Raw genomic sequence first — 23,035 nt, 5'->3', positions numbered from 1 at the left:
AATAAGTATTTCACTTTTTTATGTGCATTAATTTAAATGGGGATTAGTTACTACATCAATTTTAAAAGGAGTGTGCCTTATATCCTGTTTTTACCAATTAAGAAGGAAGTTTGAAAGTGGGTATCTAAACGATAAAAGAGAAGGAAAACTATTATTCTTAAATTAAGGAGTGGTATGAATGGGGAAAAATAAGTGTGCAGCCGTTGTTTTATCCGCGGTGCTGCTAGCAAGCAGTTTTGCATATTCACCGACTTTTGGAACATCTACTGTACAGGCTGAGGCCACTGAGTACAAACATGCCTTTGATCAAAAGGTGATTAAAAGATTCAAGGCAGAACGCTCGATGCATCATATTCAGTTCTTAAGCGAACAGCTCGGCCCACGTGTAGCAGGTACGAAAGAGGAGGAAAAGGCGGCCTCTTACATTAAGAATCTATTAACCTCTTATGGCTTCGATATAGAGGTTCAGGAGTTTTCAATTCCTGACCGCCTGATGGGGACACTTGAAGCTAATGGAAATAAGGTTCGTGTCAATATTCCCACTGGAGCTGATTCAACTGATGAGGCAGGGTTATCAGGGACTCTGTATGATGCAAATTTAGGGTATCCAGAAGATTTCACATCTGAAGTGGAAGGTAAAATCGCTCTCATTTCACGCGGGGAGTTGACTTTTGCAAATAAAATTAAAAATGCAACGGAAGCTGGGGCTGCTGGGGTGATTATATATAATAACCAGGAAGGCACAGCTCCGCTAAACATGTCACTTGGAGATTATCAAGCATCTGTACCTGTTGCAGGTATTACAAAAGTAAGCGGCGAAGCCCTGCTAAATGACGTTTTACCATCCAATACAGAGGTTACTTTGACAATTGAACGGTTTGAAAACAGTACATCGAAAAATATTATCGCAACTCGTACACCGAAACATGTAGAAGATCCGGATATCCTTCATGTTACCGCCCATTATGACAGTGTTCAATATGCACCGGGGGCCAATGACAATGCATCTGGAACAAGCGTTGTTCTTGAGCTTGCTCGCATTTTAAAAAGTTACCCAATAGATAAAGAGCTGCGTTTTGTGTTTTTCGGTGCTGAGGAGATCGGTCTTGTAGGGTCAGATTATTATGTGAACAAACTGTCGGAGGAGGAAGTGAAGAGAAGTATTGGTAACTTTAACCTTGATATGGTAGGAACAGATTGGGATCAGGCCACATCTATCTACATGAACACGCTCGACGGGCAATCAAATATTGTTTCGGAAACAGCTGTTGCAGCTGCCGAACGACTAGATACTCCTTCACCTCTAACTTTGTATCAGCGTGGTGCTTCAGACCATGTATCCTTCTATGAAGGGGGAATCGATTCTGTAAACTTTATCCGGCGTGAACCAGGGACTGCAGATCTTGAACCATACTATCACACTCCTCAGGATGTACTGAAATATATTAGTGAAGAACGTCTGCAGGAAATTGGGGAATTGATTGGAGCCTCGGTTTACCAAATTGTAGGAAACAAATGATAGGTTTTATTGTTGATCTTGAAGGAGTCTACCTTTTTGGGGAGGCTCTTTTTTGAATAATCGTTTCTTGAAAAAATTTATTCCCACAATTTTCACTACAAGTGGTATAGTGAAGGAATACACTCTTTAACGTTATAGAATTTTGGTGATAAATTTGAGAAGAATCTACTTTTTACTCATGCTCGTCATGATGTTGTGGGGGTTCAACGTATCTGCCATCAAGGTGCTTGTGTCGGCTGTTGATCCCATTCTCTTGACTGCGTTCAGAATTTTTACGGCAGGAATAGCTGTGTTAATCGTTCTGGCATTCATGGGAATTCTACGGCTGCCGAGTAAAAAGGAAGTCTGGATCATTTTTTATATTTCGATCTTTAATGTGATTGCCCACCACAGTTTCATGGCCCTTGGCCTTCTGTACACCTCCGGGGTTAATGCAGGGTTGATTGTTGGGATGGGTCCATTGCTCACGATGGTTTTGTCTACATTGCTGTTGAGTAAAAAAGTGACCTATTTCAAGAGTTTTGGTTTCGCACTTGGTTTTGTTGGGGTGATGATCACCACCTTGACTGGCGCTGGCGGGATGACGGCTGTGTCGATTGGCGATGTTATGGTGTTTATTTCTATAGCTGTGCAGGCATTCAGTTTCATCTTGATTAGTAAATTGAACCCGGATCTTGACCCTCGATTGCTAACAGGATATATGATGGTGATTGGATCGGTTTTTATTTTTATCACAAGTATGTTTGTGGAATCGAATCCAGCGCAGATTTTTAAGCTTGTGGATGGCAAGTTAATCTTAATCTTCCTGTTTAGCGCCCTTATTTGCACAGCTTTTGGTCACATGGTTTATAACTTTGCCATTAAGCAAGTCGGGCCATCTGAATCTGCTATATTTATCAACTTTAATACTTTTTTCGCATTGGTTGGAGCTGCATTGTTTTTAAACGAATCGATAACGATCAGTCATATTATTGGTCTTGTGTTGATTGTATGCGGGGTATTAATTGGGACAGGCGCTTTCGAATTTCTGATTAAACGAAGAAGAAGGCGTGCCCGATCTGCTTAAAGATAAATGCTCGTTTTCCTACGTGTAAATACGTGGGAGACGAGCATTTTTTTGACGGCTGCGTGATTGAATCGTAATCATGGGCATTTGGCTTCTTCTGCGGTTCTGCCTTTCAATTAATTCCTGCCCTGCTTTCTTATAAGAAGAGGTTAGTTGATTTTCCCCATGTGAACAAATTTCAAAAATCATTTTACATTGATTTTCCCAATGAAGCTGATCAAAAATTTCACTGATCTCTTCTAGTATATCTTTAGCAATCAGCCAAGTTTGGTAAGTAATAGGGCGTGGCAAATCGGCCTTTCCCAGCACCAACTGTAAAAGATACAACTCCGCATTTCCTTTAAAATAGTGCCTTCTTTTAAAAAACGTCACGGCATCCTCCATACAGGTTCTAACCCTTCTACGCCGCGCTAATTCAAGATAAGGTTTATATTTGTCTTCGCGATAGTTAAATTTAAGTAATTCACTGACAGGGATTTGTATGTGTTTAGAAATATCGGAGAGGGTGTAGTGGTTCAACAGCAGTTTATCAACAATATGGTATTTATCATTAAATGAGGAATTCGCTTTACTATCCACTAAATGCTTTAAAACTTCCAGATAACGTTCATTATCGTTGGAAAAAGCTTTACATATGCATAGAAATGACTCTTCAATGTCTTTTTCTTGGTAAAAGTCGATGTTTTCTTTACAGGTAATGAGACGGTATTGACCGTCAGCTATTTCCTCGATCATTGGACACCCTTCAATATAACCAAAATATTGATGAAAACGTTCCATCCTCAAAGCCCCTCGGTTACTGTACCCGTAATCATAAAAGGATTCCACAATTTGTTTTGCCTCTACTTCAATATAAAACAGAACAATCCCCTCCCTTGATTTAATGGCTATGCCTCGAACAGATCGTCCTATGAGACTGACAGATCACTTTCTATTCGTGTTGCTCCATAATCGCCCCTTTTGTCGAATCTGAGTAAGGTTCCGGATTTTTAATAGGAGAATGGGAGACCATCATCTGGATAAGGAGAAGGTGGTCATGGAAATAACTCGCTTTCCGTGGGCGTACGGTGAGCTTCCTCAGGATTCCGCCTTCCGGGATCTCACCTTGTACTATGATCCCACAGGAGAGTCGCCATTTCCTCTGATAGGTGCTTCCTTTTTCACTTGTCAAATCCCTTGCCGTGTAAAGGTTGGAAATGATGAAATTCATTTATATGAATAAAATTGGCTAAACAAACAAAATTAAAGAGTAGGACAGGAGGGATCATTATGGACATGAATCATCTGACTAATCAATTGAACAATGCACAGCGTGCAGTTGAACGAGCGCAGGAAGACCGTGCCGGGTTTGTCGAAGCTCAAGAGCATGTGAAATTAGCGGAAGAAGAACTTGCCAAAGCAAACCGCGATCCATCAATGAACACGCAGGAACATGCACAACAAATTCAAAAGGCTAAAGATCTATTGAGACTGATTGAGGAAACAAACCAGGCGAATAACCGATAAGGATGAGAACACATTGTGGTGGCGCAATGTGTTTTTTACTGAATTTTAAGCCCTTCACTCCATAGTAATACAATGCCTGATTGCTGAATACATTTGGTACAAGCTAGTCACATTTTAGAGGAGTGAAAGGATTGGTAGTATTCCTAAGTTATATTTTTCTAGGATTATCCCTGGCAGCGCCAATTGGTCCGATCAACGCAGCGCAAATAGATCAGGGCATTAGGAATGGTTTTTTCCATTCATGGGTGATCGGGTTAGGATCAATCGTAGGTGAATTGCTGTATATCTTAGCCGTTTTCTTTGGGGTCATTCACTTTCTGGACATGCCGTTTATGCAAACATTTCTATGGTCTTTTGGTGCCTTCGTCCTCATCTACACAGGGGTTGAGAGTATCACTAGCTCACAAAAATTTGAAGTGCGTCAAAAGGGGAATAAAGATCCTTTAAAGAGAACATTTGCAACCGGATTTCTAATCTCGGTTACTAATCCGCTTTCCATATTGTTTTGGCTTGGGATCTATGGCTCTGTATTAGCCAACACGATTACTGAATATGATCAACTTCATCTAATCTTGTATGGGGCAGCTATTATCATTGGTTTAATGTTGTGGGATATTACCATGGCCTTTGTTTCCAGCGGTTTTAGAAAGTTTCTTACTACCCGTGCATTAAAAGGAATTTCTATCTTGTCAGGCTTCTGCATGTTTGGGTTTGCTGGTTACTTTGGCTATCAGGCGATTAAGTTGCTGTTTCAGTTCTAGGACAAGCTACTGCTGGTGACGCCATTTTTTTCTCATCATAAACGTGATCGTACTTATGACTACTAAAAACATCAGGCTGATGAAAAAACCGGTACGACTGACGGAATCGAACAACGTTCCACTGACTGCAGCTATGATTAACATGATGCCCGCACCACGCGTTACACGCTCCACAGCATTTAATTTCATCAACTTTTTATAAGAAAACAGGATAAACAGCCAGTTGTAGAGAAGCATTAAACCGGCAGCTGTCGTCAAATATTCAAATACCTTCTCAGGCAAAAGCAGGGCAACAAGAATTGAGGCACCAAGCCCTGATATCGTGAGAAACAAGGCATGAATAGGAACATCTCGTTTGCTTTTGGCAGCAAAGTAAGCTGGAGCATCCCCGTCTTCAGATAAAGTGGCGAGGATTGATGTGATCGCATACAGGGAAGCCACCATCGTTGAAAAACCTGCAATAATCAGGGCTCCATTGAATACGTGAGGAACAAATGATAAATGAAAAGGGGTTAAGGCGGTGATAAAAGGACTCTCATCCGGATTGAACTGCTTCCATGGAATTAGAAATAAAGCTAGTCCTAAAGAAACGACGTAAATGATTCCGAGAAGAAAGAGCATTATTCTTCCTGACTTGGAAGCATCTTTAGGGTCCTTCAATTCGTTTGCCATAATCCCCATTACTTCAATACCGCCAAACGCGTAAAAGGCAAAAAGTAAAGCTGTCCAAACTCCGGTTAAACCTTGCGGAAATAACTCTGTATAGCCAAAATGGAGCGTCTGTTCAGGACGGCTTTCAGACAGGACTCCGGTCAGTGCCAGGATGGCTATAATGATGAACATGAAGATGGCAGCGGTTTTAATGATGGCAAAAATATTTTCAACACGTTCGAATCCAGCTACACCAGTACATATTACTCCGATCCCTAATACTCCAAATATGGTCGATAACAGCCAGAGAGGCAGGTTCGGAAACCAGTATTGAGAAAAGATAGCGAGAGCTGTTAATTGACTGCCCATAATCAATAATTCTGACGACCAGTACACCCAGCCATTACTAAACCCAGCCCATCTGCCAAAGGCTTTTTTTGCATAAGAACGGAACGAGCCTTTTTCTGGATGTTCCGCTGTAAGTTTTGCCAGTGCCTGAAAGACGATATACGTACCTATGGCAGCTAGAATGAATGCAACCAGGACAGCTGGACCGGCATTTCGAATCGCTAACGATGAGCCGAGGAAAAACCCAGTGCCGATGATGCAGCCTACCCCAATAAGAGAAAGCTGCCACCATTGAAGTTTCTTAGTATGATCCGAACTTTTAGTCTTAGTCATGGATATGCCTCCGAATCCTGGAACCTGAATACATATTTTGAGCCTTACCTATCCAATTTATACTGCCAGTAATACCAAAAACCCCCACCTCAGGTCATCCAAAAATTGGATGACCTGAGGTGGGGGTTTTTGGTAATTATTAATGTTTAATGGTTCGTTTTATCGTTATTCCTTTTTGAAAGACAGGGGAGGTTCCTTGAATTACCTTTTCCTCCGTAAGTACGGAGAATCTCCAGGTTAAACCTAAATATTCTTCCGGTTTAGTGACGATAACGTAGATTTGATTTCCACCATATTTAGCTTCAAGTCTGTTTTCAAGCTCCAGTTTAGAGACAGCTTTCCCTGCTATCAATAAACTTACAATGCATAAACTGATGATTAATAAAGGTTTATCGTTAAAAATTAAAGTTGCAGAAAAAACGGCAAATAAAGCACAAACCAGCCAAATTTCTTTTTGAATAATGGTAAACTCGAAAATGTTGTTTGTCAGTGGGTAGAACAACTGTGCCCCATTTCCGATAAAGTCGATGACAATCGCACCGAATAATAAGGTGGAAAGAGAAGCAAGCCATGACTTTTCCAGAGGCTCCTTTGTAATCTTTCTCACAAAAAAAGCTGCCAGCAGGGCTAACCAGGGAAGTGCGAACAGGGAGTGAGTCAGGTTGCCACCTGCCAATTTTGGCAGGTCTGGTATGAGTACGACGACCCCCAGGCTGATAATTTTTATTCGTTCATGCAGAAAAAAGCTTTTTTTACCGAAAAATATGTACATAATTAATGATCCCACTACCAAATGTAAGGCAGTAGAAGGGATATGATTGATCAAAACGTTTGCCATGCTGTTTCCTTCTTTCAAAATGGATATGCCTATGTTTTTATTCACGTTTAGTAAACAAATTAAACAGCGGTACATGTGTAATAAGATTATTGATTAAGAACAAAATAAGCAAAGTAAAGGAGGGTTATCGATGGCAGATAAATTGATTCCCGTAACGTCGATAGCAAGCGGTATTGAACAGACCGTAGCAAACGATATCCATTGCCTGCCCATTCAGGTCGTAAACGTATGTTTCCTGGGCAACCCGGAACGGCCGGGCGATTGGGTGTTGATTGATGCTGGGATGCCGAAATCAGCTGATAAAATTATTGAAACAGCGGGAGAGCTTTTTGGAACACGTTATAACCCTAAAGCTATCATCCTTACTCATGGTCATTTCGATCATGTCGGTGCTGCTAAGGAACTAGCGGAATATTGGGATGTTACGGTGTACGCCCATGAACGAGAAATGCCTTACTTAAACGGCAGAAAAGATTATCCGGAACCTGACACAACTGTAGAAGGTGGTCTTGTTTCAAAAATGTCGCGGATGTTCCCAAATGAGGGTATTAACTTGGGAGATCGTATTGCTCCATTGCCTGAAGATGGCACCATCCCCCACTTGCCAGAATGGCGATGGATCCATACGCCTGGACATACAGAAGGTCATGTTTCATTATTTCGGGAAAACGATCGAATTTTAATTGCAGGTGATGCTTTTGTGACAGTTAAACAGGAGTACTTATTCAAAGTATTCACACAAGAACAAGAAATCAGCGGTCCACCTCGATACTTAACGACAAATTGGGAAGCCGCCTGGAATTCAGTAGAAAAACTTGAATCGTTAAAACCTAACGTAGCTATAACGGGACACGGGTTCCCGATGGCCGGCAAAGAACTGAAGGAGAATCTAGGAAAACTTACTAGAGAATTTGATCATATTGCTATCCCAGAACACGGGAGATTTGTTGAAAAACAGGAATAACATATAAAAAATACCCTAACTAATAATGCTAGTTAGGGTATTAGCAATTTTTGATTTTTTTAAAAGATCAATAAAGCGGCAAGGGTTGAAATTATTAATCCTAACATAACGGGGATAAAGTTTTTCCGAACTAAATCCATAACTGAAACCCCACAGAAACCTGCTATTGCAATCATAGAAGACCAGGCAATGATCGTCCCTCCACCCGTCCAAATCGAACCCATTTGGCCAATAGCTGCTAAGGTGGCTGGGTCGATATGAGCGTTAGCCAGAGAGGCTGACAAAGCACCAGTCAGCGGGAGTCCAGAGAAACCGGATCCATCAAGCCCCGTAATAATTCCGATAATTAATATACTAAAGGCTGCTAAGAATGCACTTTGTGGAAGAAATCCCTGAGTAGATTCAACTAAATCGAATAGCAAAGCCGGAGCGTTGTCAGTGGAAACGGAAAGGATTTCCCCGGCAAAATCAGGACTCCCGAGAAAGAAGAATCCAGCAATCGGGATGACAGGACCCATTGCTTTAAAAGCAAATACGAATCCTTCTGTAATATGATCACTAATATAGTCAAGAGCACGGTGTTTTCCGAATGCTACTGTTGAAAGCAGAAGCAGGACGACAGCAACTCCTCCAATAAACGCTGCGCCGTTCCCTCCTTCAAATCCACCCATTCTTCCTGAACTAAGCTTCGTCGATACCATATAAATCATTACAGCAAGCATAGACAACGGCACAAGGACAGCAAACACTTTGCTCCAACTAGTCATATTCTTGTTCGTTGATTGATGGGCTTCCTGCAATCCCTGCATCGCTTTTATTTCAATTTCATTTTGTGGATCACTTTTCGAGCGAAAATGTTTTTTATTCCACAAGTAAGCAAGACCAATGGCAATAAATCCAGTGATAAGCGATAGAACCAATGCTTGATCCATTACCGTTGCTGTACTAACTCCAGCAGCTTTGGCTGACAAACCTGGCGCGACTTGAACAACGTAATCGGAAGACAGAGCCATGCCCTGGCCGGCAAGTGCTACAGCAATAGCTGCTACCATTGCTGGAAGACCCGACCTGATGGCTGCTGGAACGAGTAAAGCGCATATAAGCGGAACAGCAGGCGTCGGCCAAAAGAAAAGCGAAATCACATAGGTTACCCCAACTAATACAAAAAAAGATACGTGACTATTAATCATGATTTTCTGGACAGGCATAATCATCCTTCTGTCTGCCCCAAGGTCCTTAAGTGAATGTAAAAGGGCAACCATAAAGGTAATAATGAGGAATATATTGAAAAGCTCTTTGGCGGCGACTAGATTCGCGTTAAATATTCCCATAAAACCGCTGATTAAGCTGCCATTGAAAACCCACGCCACCACGAATGTACCTAGTAAAGTTGGCAGTACAACACCTTTACGACATATCATAGTAATAATAATTAATAACGTAAATAAACCATATAACCAATGGGAAAGTGTTAATTCCACGGTACAGAGCCTCCTCGCTTCGCCTCATACATACCGGCGTTCTACACTCTAGACTATGCACCTCGCGGGAAAAGGGTGTATTTCCTCTCTGGATTCGTTCTTGCATCAATGGACTTATAAAGTTATATGTACCATTTAATAAAGAAGGGTAGGTTAATTACAGTAATAAATTCTGACATGAGGGGCTGGGAAGGTTTGAAGGCGTTTAGAAAACAGATTGGTATCGAATGCCGTCAAACAAAAGAAAAAGGTAGTATCAGAATGATAATTTCCCGGGAAATAAAGTAAGTGGTGTCGAATGGATTTTTAACGTGAGGAGTCATTCGTCTACGCTACACGAGTACTCATTTTTCTTGATGATCATTATAGTCCTGATTTTGCAATAATAGTCCTGCTGTGATTAAAATCACTATGCTAATAATTGGGGTGTAAACACTTACATTTTGAAAAGGAGTGCGATTAGCTAATATGTTATATCCGATTAATTCAGAAACTCGCGGAGTTATTGATTTGAATGGAATATGGAATTTTAAATTAGACGAAGGAAGAGGTCTGGAGGAAAAGTGGTATGAATCAAGAATTCCAGATACAACACCAATGGCAGTACCTTCTTCCTATAATGATATTGGCGTTGCAAAAGAAATAAGGAACCATATCGGCTATGTATGGTATGAGCGTGAATTTACCTTGCCTGCCTATTTAAAAGATCAACGCATTGTTTTGCGTTTTGGTTCAGCAACTCATAAAGCAAAAGTACACGTAAATGGAAAGAAAGTTGTAGAACACAAAGGCGGATTCCTGCCGTTTGAAGCAGAAATAAATAGCAGCCTAAAGGAAGGGAAAAATAGAATCACCGTAGCAGTTGATAACATTTTAGACGAATCTACGCTTCCAGTTGGGCTTTACAGCGAAACAGAAGAAGAAGGCTTGGGAAAAGTAATTCGCAATAACCCCAACTTTGACTTCTTTAATTATGCTGGTTTACATCGTCCAGTAAAAATTTATACCACCCCGTCAACATATGTTGAGGACATATCCGTAGTAACGGATTTTAACGGCACAACTGGTTCAGTTGATTATAAAGTAGATTATCAAGGCAAAACATCAACTGTAAAAGTCAGCGTTGTAGATGAAGAAGGTCAAGTTGTCGCTTCAACTGAAGGCAGTTCAGCGTCTATAAAGATCCCGAATGTTACCCTCTGGGAGCCCTTAAATGCTTATCTTTATTATCTGAGGGTTGAGTTAGTACAAGATGGCCAAACCGTTGATGTTTATGAAGAGCCATTTGGCGTTCGAACAGTCGAAGTACAGGACGGGAAATTTCTCATTAATAACAAACCATTTTATTTCAAAGGGTTTGGAAAACACGAAGATACACCAATAAACGGAAGAGGGTGTAATGAAGCGGCAAATGTAATGGACTTTAATATATTGAAATGGATTGGGGCAAACTCTTTCCGTACTGCGCACTATCCATATTCTGAAGAACTAATGCGTCTTGCCGACCGGGAAGGACTAGTTGTTATCGATGAAGCACCGGCGGTTGGTGTTCATTTAAACTTTATGGCAACATCCGGTTTAGGAAAAGGTGAAAAGCGTGACACTTGGAGTGAAATTCAAACTTTTGAACATCATAAGGAGGTTATGGAGGACCTTATCAATCGTGATAAAAACCATCCATGTGTTGTGATGTGGTCCGTTGCAAACGAAGCTGCGACGGAGGAAGAAGGAGCTGCTGAATACTTCAAACCGCTCATTGATTTAACAAAGGAACTGGATCCACAAAAACGACCCGTTACCATTGTACTGTTCATTATGGCCACGCCAGAAACCGATAAGGTAGCAGAATTAGTTGATGTTCTAGCATTGAATCGATACTTTGGATGGTATGTGGACAGTGGTGATCTTGAAGCAGCAAAAGTACATCTTCGTCAAGAATTAAAAGAGTGGAATAAACGCTGCCCAGGCAAGCCTGTTATGATGACGGAGTATGGTGCTGATACTGTGGCTGGTCTACATGATATAGATTCGATTATGTTCACAGAGGAATATCAAGTTGAATTCTTTCGAGCAAATCATGAGGTCTTTGATGAATTTGATCATTTTGTCGGAGAACAAGTTTGGAACTTTGCAGACTTTGAGACTAGTCAAGGTGCAATGCGTGTGCAAGGAAACAAAAAAGGAATTTTCACACGTGACCGTAAACCTAAAGCAGCAGGACATGAACTCCGTAAACGTTGGAGTGGGATTCCTGATTTTGGTTATAAAGGATAAAAAGGCTGGCTCCATAATGGGGCCAGTTTCTTCTTATTGGACCTCTCTCTCAATAAATTGAGTGGGGGTGCTTCCTGTTTCCTTTTTAAAAACTCTTGTAAAGTAAGAAGGATCATCATAACCCACTAGCCAGGCTACTTCTTCAACTGGCAGGTTTTCAGTCTTTAATAGATGCTTTGCTTGTTGTAGTCTCAAAATTTTTTGGTATTCAGTTATCGTCATATTTGTCTGCTGTTTAAATTTTCGGGATAAATGACCCGAGTGGACATTACAAAGTGAGGCTAGTTCTTCCTTATCTATTTGTTTATCATAAAAGCTTAACAAGTATTCAATAACTTTCTGTGTCATAGTTGAGTAATTTTTTAATGAGTTTGACAAGACTAAATCGCAATATTCTTCTATCATGCAATCTTCCAATTGATAGAGTGCAGCTAATTGACCGGCATTTTCAATTTCATATGCATATTTATCAGAAATACGATGAATCAATAAGGCAGGCACACTGCTATTTCCTGCTGCCGTTCGCAGCAATGTATTTAATATAATCGCCAAGTTTTTCAGCCTTCGCATTGGCTGATTGGGAAATCGTTCTGAAAAAGAGAACAGGAACTTCAAATTGTTAGAATTCATCAGTTTTAGTGCTGCTGTTTTATCTCCTTGTTCTACTGCATGCAAAAAGTCCTTCTCTATCATATAGCGTAAATTTATCAGTTCAGCTTCCTCATCCATGTCGAAGTGGTGCACCTTCATCTGTTCAGGACGTGTAGTTTTCTCGGAAACAACTGTGATTGGTGTCACTTCATTGGTCATCATCGATTTAAACTGGCAAAGTACGCTCGCCATACTGCTAGCTTCCTCCTCAGATAATATATAAATTTTATCACTGATCATTCTTAGCTCTTCACTTTGTTTACTGCTGAGTTTATATTCCAGTGTCAGTCTATAAAAATCAAGAGTCTGCTCAAAGTATGGACCGATGATTATGAAATATGAGTCTTTTTTATCAATGAAAGAATATCCGATATAGTGTAATTTCCATTCATTCGAATAATAATAAAGTTGATCTTCCTGTACCATTTTTTCGTGTAAGTCCAAAATAGCTTCTTCCCCTGAGCCCGGCATAAAATCCGGGATTGAGATGGATTCAAGGTGATAGCTGAGATCTCCATATTGATCTAGTACATATACATTTAAATTTGTAACATGCTGTATTTTCATAGCTGTAGAAATGACCTTTGATTGTTCCATTCTGATCCTCCAAGAAAAGTTGGTTTCGGGATAATTTGATGTTCATTGAATGTGATTTTTATCTGAATATTGTTAAAAAAGTCCTGAAAATTTTATTTTGAATTACTTATAATAGTATCATATTAGCGCTTTCATTTTAAAATATCACTAAAAACTCTTGCTCTATTACCCAAAAACTAACAGGGTTTAACTCAAAAATGAAAGCGTTTAAAACAAATTAGATAGACGATACAAAAACCCGACAACATTACCAGCTCAATTGTACAGATTATTGGATTATAACTTGGAACTTAAATGGGATAAGCATGTTGGGAGAAAAGCTACAAAACTCCCTCTTGCATTTTTTGAAGAAACTATAAGCTAGAGGTGGTCAACTTGAGTAATCAGAAACAAGGGTATAACGACAAAACCGATTTACCAAAGGAAGAAAAAGATTCAACACTATCTAAAGTTTTAGATGTCATTTCGGGCAGTTTCACCCCGATTATCGGGGTGCTTGCTGGTGCGGGCTTGCTTAAAGCATTGTTATCGATTTTAACCTCGTTAGGTTGGATGTCTTCTGAAAGCGGTACCTATGTTATTTTATCCATTGCTGGTGATACCGTTTTTCATTTCCTTCCCGTATTTTTAGGGGTTTCAATAGCCCTTAAGCTTGGTGCCAACGGCTATGTTGGAGGGGTTATTGGGGCATCGCTACTAGCACCGGAACTTGTACATCTGGTAGAAGATGGAGTAAAGACAATTGACTTTTTGGGATTTCCTGTTCTGTTAGCGGACTATTCTTCCACTGTTTTTCCAATTTTTATAGCAATGTTCGTTTATGCTGGTTTAGATAAACTGTTGAAAAAAGTAATATATAAAGATATTCAAATGTTTATTAACCCAATGATTTCATTACTTATCCTTGTGCCCTTAACAATGCTTGTGTTCGGTCCTATAGGAACTGTGCTTGGTGAAGGCCTCGGAATGGTTATTAATTTCTTAAGTGAAAGAAGTGGTCTTCTAGCAGGAGCTGTTATGGGCAGTGCTTGGACATTTCTGACAATCATGGGTTTGCATTGGACTGTCATTCCACTCGCTATTGCCAATTTAGCAACAGGTCCTGACCCAATTATTGCTATGGCTGCAGCAGCCCCATTTGCACAAGTTGGCATAGGAATTGCTGTTATATTAAAAACGAAAGACAAAGAGTTGAAGGCTCTGGCTGCAAGTGGGGTTGTACCTGGGGCTTTGGCGGGAACCACCGAGGCCATCAATTACGGAATTATCGTACGATATAGACGGACAATGATTTATGTGGCTTTCGCAGGAGCAGTAGGGGGTGCCATAAATGGAAGTTTAGGTACTGCAATGAATGATTTCGTACTTCCGAGTGTTCTATCAATTCCAGCATTTTCACCAATATTAAAATTTCTACTCGGAATTGGAGTTGCGTTTGCTTTAGGTTTCATTCTAACCTATCTATTTGGATATGAGGGAAAAAACAAAAAGGAAGATAATGATTACAAGCATATTATTTCTGGAGTAAAAGCCGAAACAATAATGAGCCCGCTTCAAGGCAAAGTAACATCGTTAACAAAAATAACCGAACCACTTTTTTCGAGTGGAACAGTAGGGAATGGAATTGCCATTGAGCCCGAAGATGGTAAGGTGTTTTCACCTGTTAATGGTGTAATCACAACTCAATTCCCAACGGCACATGCAATTGGTGTGACCTCTGATGATGGAGCGGAAGTGCTTATTTATATCGGCGTCGATACTGTGAAACTGAACGGAAAATATTTCACGCCACAGGTTAAGCAAGGCGACAAAGTAACACAAGGTCAGCTGCTTCTTGAATTCGACAAAGATAAAATTAAAGCATCTGGTTACCAAGCAACGACACCTGTTGTTATTACAAATAAGGAAGAGTATCTCAACATCAATGCTACTAAAAATTCTCAGGTTAAATTAAAGGAAGATTTGTTGAAATTAACTGTTTAAGTATGATAAATAGCTTTTATGTACTTGTTACACCCTGTTACGCGATTCACTACCAGGAATAAAAGTTAAATGAATCTAAAGACTTCGAATCGAAATTGATACGAAGTCTTTAGGGTTACATGAATAATAATCCAATAGATATAGGAATAAAACTCCATAATAGAATGACTAGACAAAAACCCATAATATCTTTAACTTTCAATCCAGCAATCGCCAGAAGCGGTAACGCCCAAAAAGGCTGAATCATATTCGTCCACGCGTCTCCCCAGGCCACGGCCATAGCTGTTTTGGCTGTATCTGCGCCAAGTTCTAGGGCTGCGGGAACCATGATAGGAGCCTGAACCGCCCATTGTCCTCCTCCGGAAGGCACGAAGAAGTTAACGATTCCGGCACTAATAAACGTAAGGAGCGGGAATGTAAAGTCGTTTGAGATACTAACAAACCATAAAGACATCTGTTCAGATAGCCCGGAAGCAACCATCATGCCCATGATCCCAGCGTAGAAAGGAAATTGAATGATGATTCCTCCTGCATTTTTTACAGCATCAGACACACTATCAAGGAATCGCCTTGGGGTTTGATGAAAAATAATGCCGAGGAATAAGAAGATGAAGTTGACGATGTTTATATTTAAGTCCAGTCCGTTTTTGGCAAAATGATAAACAACAAAGGAAAGACCTAGCAACCCGACTACAAGGGAAATAAGTTTACTATTTTCTAATCGCTCGGCAGGTGTTAGGTTCTCCGGCATATCCGCAGATTCCGAATTCTGTGTATAAGTTTCTGTATTTATGAAATCAGAATTGTTTTGAGCTAAATCTTTTGTAGAATTCATCAATAGGCGGTTCAAGAGAGGAAGGGTAATGAGTAAAATGAGCACAATGAATAAGTTAGTGCCGCTGAAAAGTGTTTCCGTTATAGGAATAATTCCCATGGAGTCTTCCATGAAATGACCTTCCGTTGCGATCGTGAGAGGAATGGAGCCAGACAATCCTCCATGCCAAAGTAAAAAGCCGCTGTAGGCACTGGCCATTAAGAGTCGGTAGTCAACAGAGGGTACACGCTTAGCCACATGAATGGCCAGCAATGCCCCGACGACTAAGCCAAACCCATAATTTATTAAGCAAGCGACAGCTGAAGTGAAGGTAACTAACAGGATAGCTTGTCCAGGTGTCGTCGCGAATTTGCTAATTCTTGTTAGAAAGGCTTTAATCATCGGACTGTTAGCCAGGATATATCCTGTCACGACAATCAAGGACATCTGCATGGCAAAAGCGAGAAGATCCCAGAACCCATCGCCCCAGTATTTTACCATTTCGGCAGGTGAACTTCCGGTAAATCCTATTCCTAAAACAAAAACAACTAGGGTTAAGATTATAGCGAATAAAAATGCGTCTGGCAGATAACGTTGGACTATACGATTAAAAAATAAAGTCATCGATCGCAGCATTGAATCACTCCATGGATAAATTTTTAAAAAATGAGAACTTGTCCAGTTTTTACGATTCTCTTATTTTAAGATGAATGCTCCCTTACAAAATATTTATTCAACGAAACCCAATGTATGAATGTGAAGGTTTTGTTTGGTTGGAGTTCTAGTGAATCCTGCTAAATGCTATATTTGAAAAGGCTTGAAATTAAAACCGCTTACACGTATTATTAGATTAAAGGTTTGTTTATTAAACAAACAAATTATTTAAATGATTTCGAAAAGGAAGGGATGAGGTACAGTGAAAACATTTATACACGACGACTTTCTCCTGGAAAATAAATATGCTCAAGAACTTTATCACGATTATGCGAAGGATCTACCCATTATAGACTATCATAACCATCTGCCACCATCAGAAATTGCAGAGGATAAACAATTTCCATCGATCAGTGATGTATGGCTGGCTGGTGATCATTATAAGTGGAGGCTAATGAGAGCAAATGGGATTGATGAGAAATACATTTCAGGTTCTGCATCGGATAAAGAGAAATTCAAAGCATGGGCAGAGACGGTTCCGAATACGTTAGGCAATCCCCTTTATCATTGGACACACTTGGAACTGCTCCGTTTTTTCAATATAAAGGAGCTGCTTAACAAGGATAGTGCCGAAGAAATATGGAATACAACTAATGAGAAACTAGCAGATAACTCTATGTCGACTAGAAATTTATTGCAAAATAGTAAAGTGGAATTTGTAGGCACAACGGATGATCCTACAGATGATTTAGCGCATCATACAAGTCTAAAACAGGAAAAATTCTCAGTGGAAGTGGCGCCTTCGTTCAGACCTGACAAAGCATTAGATATAGAGGCTGTTACTTTCGGCGATTGGGTCAAGAAATTGCGGGAGGCTTCTGGAATTGATATTAGTGACTATGCATCGTTCTTATCAGCCCTATCAAACAGAGTCGATTACTTCGAAGAGCGGGGATGCCGTGCTTCAGACCACTCGATAGAAGTAATGTTTTTCAAAGAGGCTTCGGAGGAGGATGCTCAGGGTATTTATGCAAAAAAAATTAATGGACACTCTCTAACACCTGATGAAGTGGAACAATATAAAACGTATACACTGCAGTTCCTCGCCAGTCAATATAAGGAAAAAAACTGGGTTATGCAGTTTCATTTAGGAGCACTGCGGAATAACAACACAAAGATGCTGCGTCAGGCAGGTACAGATAGTGGATTTGATTCAATGGGAGATCGTCTATTAGCACAGCCCTTATCAAATTTCCTTGATTCACTGGAAGTAAGCGATATTTTACCAAAAACAGTTCTCTATTGTCTCAATCCTCGCGACAATTATATTTTGGCTACGATGGCTGGAAACTTCCAGGATGGCAGTGTGCCAGGAAAAATTCAATTCGGCACGGCCTGGTGGTATAACGATCATATTAATGGAATGGAAAACCAAATGGAAATTCTAGCTAATGTCGGACTGATCAAACACTTCGTTGGTATGCTGACGGATTCAAGATCTTTTCTATCTTTTTCCCGCCACGAGTACTTTAGAAGAATTCTTGCCAATTTGTTCGGTAAATGGGTTGAGAAAGGGATTGTGCCGGCAGATATGGACTTACTCGGTAGTTATATAGAGGATATTTCCTATTACAATGCACGACGATATTTAAATCTTAAATGATTTGGAAGGAGGGGTTATGCATGGAAATGAGTTTTCGATGGTATGGACTAGACGATAAGGTGAAGCTTGACCATATTAGACAAATCCCTCAAATGAAGGGGATTGTATCAGCGATATATGATATCCCAGCCGGAGAAGTGTGGGATTATGAAAGAATTATGAGTTTAAAAAACAGCATAAGTGATCATGGGCTGCGATTAAACGTAATTGAGAGTGTCCCTGTTCATGAAGATATTAAACTGGGGCGGACCACACGAGAGCAATATATTGAAAACTATAAACAAACGCTTCGCAATCTATCCAAGGCTGGTGTTAAAACAGTTTGCTATAATTTTATGCCGGTGTTCGACTGGACACGGACAAATTTACAAGACCAGCTTCCAGATGGATCGAATTCGTTATCTTATCACGAACAAGAAGTGAAACAAATTGATCGGCTTGATGGGAAACTGACACTGCCAGGTTGGGATTTATCCTTCCAAACTGATAAACTTAAATCAATTATGGAGGCGTATAAATCCGTATCGGAAGACCAGCTGATGGAGAACTTAATTTATTTCCTGGAACGAGTTATTCCTGTGGCGGAAGAAGAAGATATCAAACTAGCGATTCACCCTGATGATCCCCCATGGAATATTTTTGGCTTGCCTAGGGTTGTTACGTGTAAAGAAAATATAGAGTATATTTTACAAAAAGTGGACAGTTCCTCTAACGGTCTAACATTCTGTTCAGGTTCGCTAGGTTCTAATCCTGAGAATGATTTACTTGAGATCATCGAAGCTGCCAAAGGTCGAATCCACTTCGTTCATGCAAGAAACGTGAAATGGACGGGTGATCGATCTTTTCAAGAGTCGTCACATTCTATACATGATGGATCATTACCAATGGTAGCCATTCTTAACAAATTGCATGAAGTCGGCTTTGACGGGCCTATTCGTCCTGACCATGGACGAATGATCTGGGATGAAGAAGGGAGACCTGGGTATGGCTTATATGACCGGGCTCTCGGAGCAACGTACTTGAATGGAATCATTGATACGATCAAACAGTGAAGGATGGTGGTCTGAATGAATTTACCTTTTCAAATTGACTTAGCAAATAAAGTGGCTGTCGTAACGGGCGGCAGTGGAGTATTAGGAAGTGTATTTAGTAAAGCGCTCGCAGCAAATGGAGCGAAGGTGGCTGTGCTGGCCAGAAATAAAGAGAAGATCCATCATATCGTTGAGGAGATTACCGATGAGGGAGGCGAGGCAGTCGGCTTTAGCGCAGATGTACTCGATAAAGATGCACTTCAGCAAGTCAAAGCTCAAATCCATGACCAGTTCGGTACAGTGGATATTCTTATTAATGGAGCAGGCGGCAACAACCCTAGAGCTACGGCTGATCAGGAATATTTTTCCGAACCAGTCGACAAAGAGACAAAAACGTTTTTCAATCTAGAACAACATGCTGTAGAAGATTTATTTAACCTTAATTTTCTAGGAACTTTATTACCTACTCAAGTCTTTGCTGAGGATATGATTGATAAAGAATCGTGCACGATTATTAACATCTCCTCAATGAATGCCTTTAAGCCTTTAACAAAGATCCCTGCTTATAGCGGAGCGAAAGCAGCTATTAGTAATTTTACAGAATGGCTGTCTGTCCATTTTTCTAAGGTAGGAATTAGAGTGAATGCGATTGCGCCAGGCTTCTTCCTAACCGATCAAAATCGTGGCATGATCCTTGATGAACAAGGAAATTATAGTGATCGCGCCCTTAAAATCATTTCCCAGACCCCGATGGATCGATTGGGAGAAGCTGAGGAACTGATTGGAACTTTGTTATGGTTAGTAGATGAAGGTTCATCAAGTTTCGTAAACGGAATCGTTGTTCCTGTAGATGGCGGATTTTCCGCCTATTCTGGGGTGTAGAAAGGATGATTGGATGCAAGCATACACGTATTTAACACAAATGATCGAACAGAAACTGACCGTCGTTGTCCGGGGAGAAACGGCTGAAGAGGCGATAAAAGCAGCTGAAGCCTGCATCGAAGGAGGCGTAACCAGTCTTGAGGTTACGTTCACGATCCCAGATGCGGAAAAAGTACTTCGGTATTTTGCAGCACATGATGACGTAATGGTAGGGGCGGGTACTGTTCTTGATCCTGAAACAGCAAAAGCGGCGATAAATGCGGGTGCGAAGTTTATCGTAGGACCTAATTATAGCCGTGAGACTGCTTTTTTGTGTAATAGGTACCAAATTCCTTACTTGCCAGGCTGTATGACACTTAACGAAATGGTACAGGCATTAGAAACAGGTGCCTCCGTTGTTAAACTTTTCCCTGGTCAAAACTATGATCCGTCTTTTATAAAAGCTGTCAAAGGCCCGCTGCCGTATGTTGAAATTATGCCAACAGGCGGAGTGAATATTGATAATATGAATGATTGGCTTAAAGCAGGAGCGATTATGGTCGGTGTCGGCGGAGAGATCACCCGTCCAGCAAAAACGGGTGATTTTTCTGCAGTTACTGCGAATGCCAGAGCCTTCGTTGATAAACTTAAGGAAGTTGGATTATGAGCAGCATCGTTACGTTTGGTGAAGTGTTAATGAGGATGACAGCTCCTAATAAAGTACGAATGAAAGAGACGAATTCTTTTCAGCGTTCGATTGGGGGAGCGGAAGCAAATGTATCCGTGTCGTTAGCGAATTTTGGCCACAAGGTGTCATTTTTCTCCGCTGTACCTCCTAACTCTTTAGGAGAGAATGTGGTTGAATTTCTACATGCACATCACGTGAACACCAGGCATGTTTATACTCATGAAGGTCGCCTTGGCCTTTATTTCGTAGAAGAAGGGTTTTCAATGCGGGGGCCACAAGTCACGTATGACCGGGCTCATTCCTCGTTTGTAAATTTAGTAAATGAGACATGTGACTGGGATGAGTTGTTTGAAGGAGTGGAACTTTTTCACGTGAGTGGAATTACTCCAGCGTTGTCTGAAAAAGCAAAGTCTCTCACAATTTCCGCTGTAAAGGAAGCGAAGCACAGAAATATTACCGTTAGTTTTGACTGTAATTATAGAAGCAAACTATGGACAACTGAGGAAGCCAAAGAGGCATTTGAGGCAATCCTTCCTTATGTGGATGTATGCTTCGCAGGCTATAAAGATTTTGTTCATATATTAGGATATGATTCAGGTGATACGTTCTCAGAGGCCAGCTTGAAGGAATTTTATCGTGAAGCATCAAGTGAATACTCGATTCATACGTTCGCCTGCACGAATAGAACCGTTCAATCTGCCAATCAACACCAGCTGACAGCGTATTTATATCAAAACGATCAGCTTTACTCCCAGGAAAGTGAAGTGTTTGATGTGATGGATCGAATTGGAGGGGGGGACGCCTTTGCAGCAGGCATCATTCATGCAAATGAACAAGCTATGAAACCCCAACAAACCGTTGCATTTGGACTTGCTAGCGGGTTATTGAAACATACGATTGCTGGAGATCATAATCAATTTAATGCAGATGAAGTTGCTGCATTTATGAATCAAGTGAATCAAGATGTTACTCGCTAGAACTTCTTTCAAATAATCACGAGAGCCGTGCTTCTATTATAGAGGCACGGCTCTTCGGGCTGGAAAAAACGTTACGGTTTTAAGCTTACCTCGTTACTATCAGAAAAATCTTCGAAACTATACTCATAATTCAAATAATCCAGTGTATCAATGTCAAAGAAGTTTTTCAGAACTATAGCTGCACCCCCGATGGCGCAAGCGTTCTCACCAAGATGAGAAATTCTAATGTCTTCATAACTGTTCATCTTTGAATGTAGATGATCATGTATTTTATTGATCAAAGCAGGGTTCTTGTTAATCAGTGACCCATTCAGGATGACCTTTTGCGGATTGAAAATGTTGATGATATTGTTTAGGCCAATTCCCAAGTATTTTAAGTATTCATCTAATGTTTTCTCAAAGGTGGTGTCCTTTAATAAATGATCGAAATCCTGTATTGATGTAACTTCAGGAAAATGATTCGTTATTTTTGAAGCCAAAGTCTTTTCGGAAGCATACAGTTCCCAGCACCCCTGATTGCCACAAGAACAACGCAGCCCATCAGGCTCTATAATCATATGTCCGATTTCACCAGCAAATCCTTGATATCCCCGATAAATATTGTTTTGATTAATGATTCCAAGTCCGATTCCAGAGTAAAGAGTAATACAAAATAAGTCTGGAATACTTTCGAAATAAACTTGTTCCCCATAAGCACTAAGGTTGGAGTTATTATCAATAAAAATGGATGTATTCAATTCTTTCTCCAATGTTTCTTTTACATTTAAATCTGTCCATCGTTGCTTAGGAGTAAATACGACTTGATCATCGTTGTTGATGATACCATGAATCCCTACGCCTATTCCCGTTAGACCTATAGGGTCATAGTCATTGTTTAGTTTTTCTATTAAAGGAATCAAATGAATTTTAATGACATCTACTACATGATTAAAGTCATTTTGATTGATGTCAATATTTAGCTTATGGAAAGGGTTTCCTTTGAAGTCGATACAATTAACCCGAATCACAAACTGATCAATGTCTATTCCAATGCTGTATCCTGCTTTGTCATTCATTTCTAATAAGATTGGTTTTCTGCCAACTGTTATTAATTCTCCAGGGCTTTTTTCTGAAACGATATGGTCTTGTATCAGATCATTTACCTGGGCAGAAACAGTGGCTTTATTTAATCCAGTGCTCCGGGCTAGGTCACTTCTGGATAAGGCTCTTTCTTTAACGATTTCTTCTATTAGGATTCGTCTATTCAGTTGTTTAATATATCGGGCATCACCGGTACTCATTAAAATTAATTCCTCCTATACTATTGAGGTAATTACTTACAGTTAACACTTTAATTCTAGCAAAAAAACACTTCACAAACTACGTTTGAAATTTT

Annotated in this window: 20 protein-coding genes; 13 read left to right on the top strand and 7 right to left on the bottom strand. The window is 40.3% G+C overall.

What is annotated here, in order from left to right; all coding sequences use genetic code 11:
* Positions 1–178 precede the first annotated feature (178 nt).
* Positions 179–1,519, top strand: coding sequence for a DUF4910 domain-containing protein (locus tag G6R08_RS22260; protein WP_163526997.1), 1,341 nt, complete (start codon positions 179–181; stop codon positions 1,517–1,519).
* Positions 1,520–1,673: 154 nt separating this feature from the next.
* Positions 1,674–2,585 carry a DMT family transporter gene (locus tag G6R08_RS05160; RefSeq protein ID WP_163526996.1) on the top strand — a complete coding sequence of 304 codons (912 nt, stop codon included), beginning with the start codon at positions 1,674–1,676 and terminating at the stop codon, positions 2,583–2,585.
* Between the two features lie 18 nt (positions 2,586–2,603).
* Here the strand turns inward: G6R08_RS05160 and G6R08_RS05155 are convergent, their stop codons facing one another.
* Complete coding sequence (locus G6R08_RS05155; RefSeq protein ID WP_163526995.1) at positions 2,604–3,365, bottom strand: hypothetical protein; 762 nt, start codon at positions 3,363–3,365, stop codon at positions 2,604–2,606.
* 256 nt (positions 3,366–3,621) lie between these two features.
* On the opposite strand from G6R08_RS05155, the gene G6R08_RS05150 reads away from it, so the two are divergent.
* The 3 genes from G6R08_RS05150 to G6R08_RS05140 all read left to right on the top strand — a co-directional run bounded on the left by G6R08_RS05150 (position 3,622) and on the right by G6R08_RS05140 (position 4,852).
* The gene (locus G6R08_RS05150) at positions 3,622–3,807 is read left to right on the top strand and encodes a hypothetical protein (RefSeq protein ID WP_163526994.1); all 186 of its coding nucleotides are present in this window, start codon (positions 3,622–3,624) and stop codon (positions 3,805–3,807) included.
* Between the two features lie 47 nt (positions 3,808–3,854).
* On the top strand, positions 3,855–4,091 hold the full coding sequence (locus G6R08_RS05145; RefSeq protein ID WP_079527440.1) for a hypothetical protein: 237 nt from the start codon (positions 3,855–3,857) through the stop codon (positions 4,089–4,091).
* Between the two features lie 131 nt (positions 4,092–4,222).
* Entirely contained in the window at positions 4,223–4,852 is a 630-nt protein-coding gene (locus tag G6R08_RS05140; protein ID WP_163526993.1) for a LysE family transporter, read from the top strand.
* 6 nt (positions 4,853–4,858) lie between these two features.
* On the opposite strand, the gene G6R08_RS05135 is transcribed toward G6R08_RS05140, so the two are convergent.
* Together G6R08_RS05135 and G6R08_RS05130 are read right to left on the bottom strand one after the other, a co-directional pair.
* Positions 4,859–6,184 carry an amino acid permease gene (locus G6R08_RS05135; RefSeq protein ID WP_163526992.1) on the bottom strand — a complete coding sequence of 442 codons (1,326 nt, stop codon included), beginning with the start codon at positions 6,182–6,184 and terminating at the stop codon, positions 4,859–4,861.
* A gap of 139 nt (positions 6,185–6,323) precedes the next feature.
* Positions 6,324–7,022, bottom strand: a complete 699-nt coding sequence (locus G6R08_RS05130; protein ID WP_163526991.1) for a metal-dependent hydrolase — start codon at positions 7,020–7,022, stop codon at positions 6,324–6,326.
* A 130-nt stretch (positions 7,023–7,152) separates the two neighbouring features.
* Here G6R08_RS05130 and G6R08_RS05125 point away from each other — a divergent pair, with 130 nt between their 5' ends.
* A complete protein-coding gene (locus G6R08_RS05125) occupies positions 7,153–7,986 on the top strand; it encodes an MBL fold metallo-hydrolase (protein WP_163526990.1) in 834 nt (277 codons plus the stop codon).
* A gap of 59 nt (positions 7,987–8,045) precedes the next feature.
* Here the strand turns inward: G6R08_RS05125 and G6R08_RS05120 are convergent, their stop codons facing one another.
* Positions 8,046–9,467 carry a hypothetical protein gene (locus G6R08_RS05120; protein ID WP_163526989.1) on the bottom strand — a complete coding sequence of 474 codons (1,422 nt, stop codon included), beginning with the start codon at positions 9,465–9,467 and terminating at the stop codon, positions 8,046–8,048.
* 468 nt (positions 9,468–9,935) lie between these two features.
* On the opposite strand from G6R08_RS05120, the gene uidA reads away from it, so the two are divergent.
* Positions 9,936–11,741 carry a beta-glucuronidase gene (gene uidA / locus G6R08_RS05115; protein WP_163526988.1) on the top strand — a complete coding sequence of 602 codons (1,806 nt, stop codon included), beginning with the start codon at positions 9,936–9,938 and terminating at the stop codon, positions 11,739–11,741.
* A gap of 33 nt (positions 11,742–11,774) precedes the next feature.
* Here uidA and G6R08_RS05110 read toward each other — a convergent pair whose 3' ends face one another.
* Complete coding sequence (locus G6R08_RS05110) at positions 11,775–12,989, bottom strand: helix-turn-helix domain-containing protein (RefSeq protein ID WP_163526987.1); 1,215 nt, start codon at positions 12,987–12,989, stop codon at positions 11,775–11,777.
* A 375-nt stretch (positions 12,990–13,364) separates the two neighbouring features.
* Here G6R08_RS05110 and G6R08_RS05105 point away from each other — a divergent pair, with 375 nt between their 5' ends.
* Positions 13,365–14,972 carry a glucose PTS transporter subunit IIA gene (locus G6R08_RS05105; RefSeq protein WP_163526986.1) on the top strand — a complete coding sequence of 536 codons (1,608 nt, stop codon included), beginning with the start codon at positions 13,365–13,367 and terminating at the stop codon, positions 14,970–14,972.
* A gap of 115 nt (positions 14,973–15,087) precedes the next feature.
* Here G6R08_RS05105 and G6R08_RS05100 read toward each other — a convergent pair whose 3' ends face one another.
* A complete protein-coding gene (locus tag G6R08_RS05100; protein ID WP_205439395.1) occupies positions 15,088–16,422 on the bottom strand; it encodes a short-chain fatty acid transporter in 1,335 nt (444 codons plus the stop codon).
* Positions 16,423–16,702: 280 nt separating this feature from the next.
* Between G6R08_RS05100 and uxaC the strand changes: the two genes are divergently transcribed.
* Genes uxaC through G6R08_RS05075 form a run of 5 tightly spaced genes read left to right on the top strand, consistent with a single transcriptional unit; the run spans position 16,703 to position 21,660 of the window.
* On the top strand, positions 16,703–18,103 hold the full coding sequence (uxaC, locus tag G6R08_RS05095) for a glucuronate isomerase (RefSeq protein WP_163526985.1): 1,401 nt from the start codon (positions 16,703–16,705) through the stop codon (positions 18,101–18,103).
* Positions 18,104–18,123: 20 nt separating this feature from the next.
* Entirely contained in the window at positions 18,124–19,155 is a 1,032-nt protein-coding gene (gene uxuA / locus G6R08_RS05090; protein ID WP_163526984.1) for a mannonate dehydratase, read from the top strand.
* Between the two features lie 15 nt (positions 19,156–19,170).
* Positions 19,171–20,016 (top strand): SDR family oxidoreductase, encoded by an 846-nt coding sequence (locus tag G6R08_RS05085; RefSeq protein ID WP_163526983.1) that lies wholly within the window; start codon positions 19,171–19,173, stop codon positions 20,014–20,016.
* Positions 20,017–20,029: 13 nt separating this feature from the next.
* The gene (locus G6R08_RS05080) at positions 20,030–20,662 is read left to right on the top strand and encodes a bifunctional 2-keto-4-hydroxyglutarate aldolase/2-keto-3-deoxy-6-phosphogluconate aldolase (protein ID WP_163526982.1); all 633 of its coding nucleotides are present in this window, start codon (positions 20,030–20,032) and stop codon (positions 20,660–20,662) included.
* On the top strand, positions 20,659–21,660 hold the full coding sequence (locus G6R08_RS05075) for a sugar kinase (protein WP_163526981.1): 1,002 nt from the start codon (positions 20,659–20,661) through the stop codon (positions 21,658–21,660). Before G6R08_RS05080 ends, G6R08_RS05075 begins: the two co-directional genes overlap by 4 nt.
* Positions 21,661–21,731: 71 nt before the next feature.
* Here the strand turns inward: G6R08_RS05075 and G6R08_RS05070 are convergent, their stop codons facing one another.
* Positions 21,732–22,940, bottom strand: a complete 1,209-nt coding sequence (locus G6R08_RS05070; protein ID WP_163526980.1) for an ROK family transcriptional regulator — start codon at positions 22,938–22,940, stop codon at positions 21,732–21,734.
* Positions 22,941–23,035: the final 95 nt, after the last annotated feature.

Source organism: Halobacillus ihumii (genome assembly GCF_902726645.1).
Lineage (GTDB): Bacteria > Bacillota > Bacilli > Bacillales > Halobacillaceae > Halobacillus_A > Halobacillus_A ihumii.
The sequence above is the reverse complement of the archived record's forward strand: the minus strand, read 5'-3'. Positions and strand labels throughout refer to the sequence as shown.

What these genes read in the sequence shown, in the direction of transcription:
- G6R08_RS22260 (WP_163526997.1), top strand. Translation starts at nt 179, where the DNA reads ATGGGGAAAAATAAGTGTGCAGCCGTTGTTTTATCCGCGGTGCTGCTA.
- G6R08_RS05155 (WP_163526995.1), bottom strand. Translation starts at nt 3,365, where the DNA reads ATGGAACGTTTTCATCAATATTTTGGTTATATTGAAGGGTGTCCAATG.
- G6R08_RS05150 (WP_163526994.1), top strand. Translation starts at nt 3,622, where the DNA reads ATGGAAATAACTCGCTTTCCGTGGGCGTACGGTGAGCTTCCTCAGGAT.
- G6R08_RS05145 (WP_079527440.1), top strand. Translation starts at nt 3,855, where the DNA reads ATGGACATGAATCATCTGACTAATCAATTGAACAATGCACAGCGTGCA.
- G6R08_RS05135 (WP_163526992.1), bottom strand. Translation starts at nt 6,184, where the DNA reads ATGACTAAGACTAAAAGTTCGGATCATACTAAGAAACTTCAATGGTGG.
- G6R08_RS05130 (WP_163526991.1), bottom strand. Translation starts at nt 7,022, where the DNA reads ATGGCAAACGTTTTGATCAATCATATCCCTTCTACTGCCTTACATTTG.
- G6R08_RS05125 (WP_163526990.1), top strand. Translation starts at nt 7,153, where the DNA reads ATGGCAGATAAATTGATTCCCGTAACGTCGATAGCAAGCGGTATTGAA.
- uidA (WP_163526988.1), top strand. Translation starts at nt 9,936, where the DNA reads ATGTTATATCCGATTAATTCAGAAACTCGCGGAGTTATTGATTTGAAT.
- G6R08_RS05110 (WP_163526987.1), bottom strand. Translation starts at nt 12,989, where the DNA reads ATGGAACAATCAAAGGTCATTTCTACAGCTATGAAAATACAGCATGTT.
- G6R08_RS05100 (WP_205439395.1), bottom strand. Translation starts at nt 16,422, where the DNA reads ATGCTGCGATCGATGACTTTATTTTTTAATCGTATAGTCCAACGTTAT.
- uxuA (WP_163526984.1), top strand. Translation starts at nt 18,124, where the DNA reads ATGGAAATGAGTTTTCGATGGTATGGACTAGACGATAAGGTGAAGCTT.
- G6R08_RS05085 (WP_163526983.1), top strand. Translation starts at nt 19,171, where the DNA reads ATGAATTTACCTTTTCAAATTGACTTAGCAAATAAAGTGGCTGTCGTA.
- G6R08_RS05080 (WP_163526982.1), top strand. Translation starts at nt 20,030, where the DNA reads ATGCAAGCATACACGTATTTAACACAAATGATCGAACAGAAACTGACC.
- G6R08_RS05075 (WP_163526981.1), top strand. Translation starts at nt 20,659, where the DNA reads ATGAGCAGCATCGTTACGTTTGGTGAAGTGTTAATGAGGATGACAGCT.
- G6R08_RS05070 (WP_163526980.1), bottom strand. Translation starts at nt 22,940, where the DNA reads ATGAGTACCGGTGATGCCCGATATATTAAACAACTGAATAGACGAATC.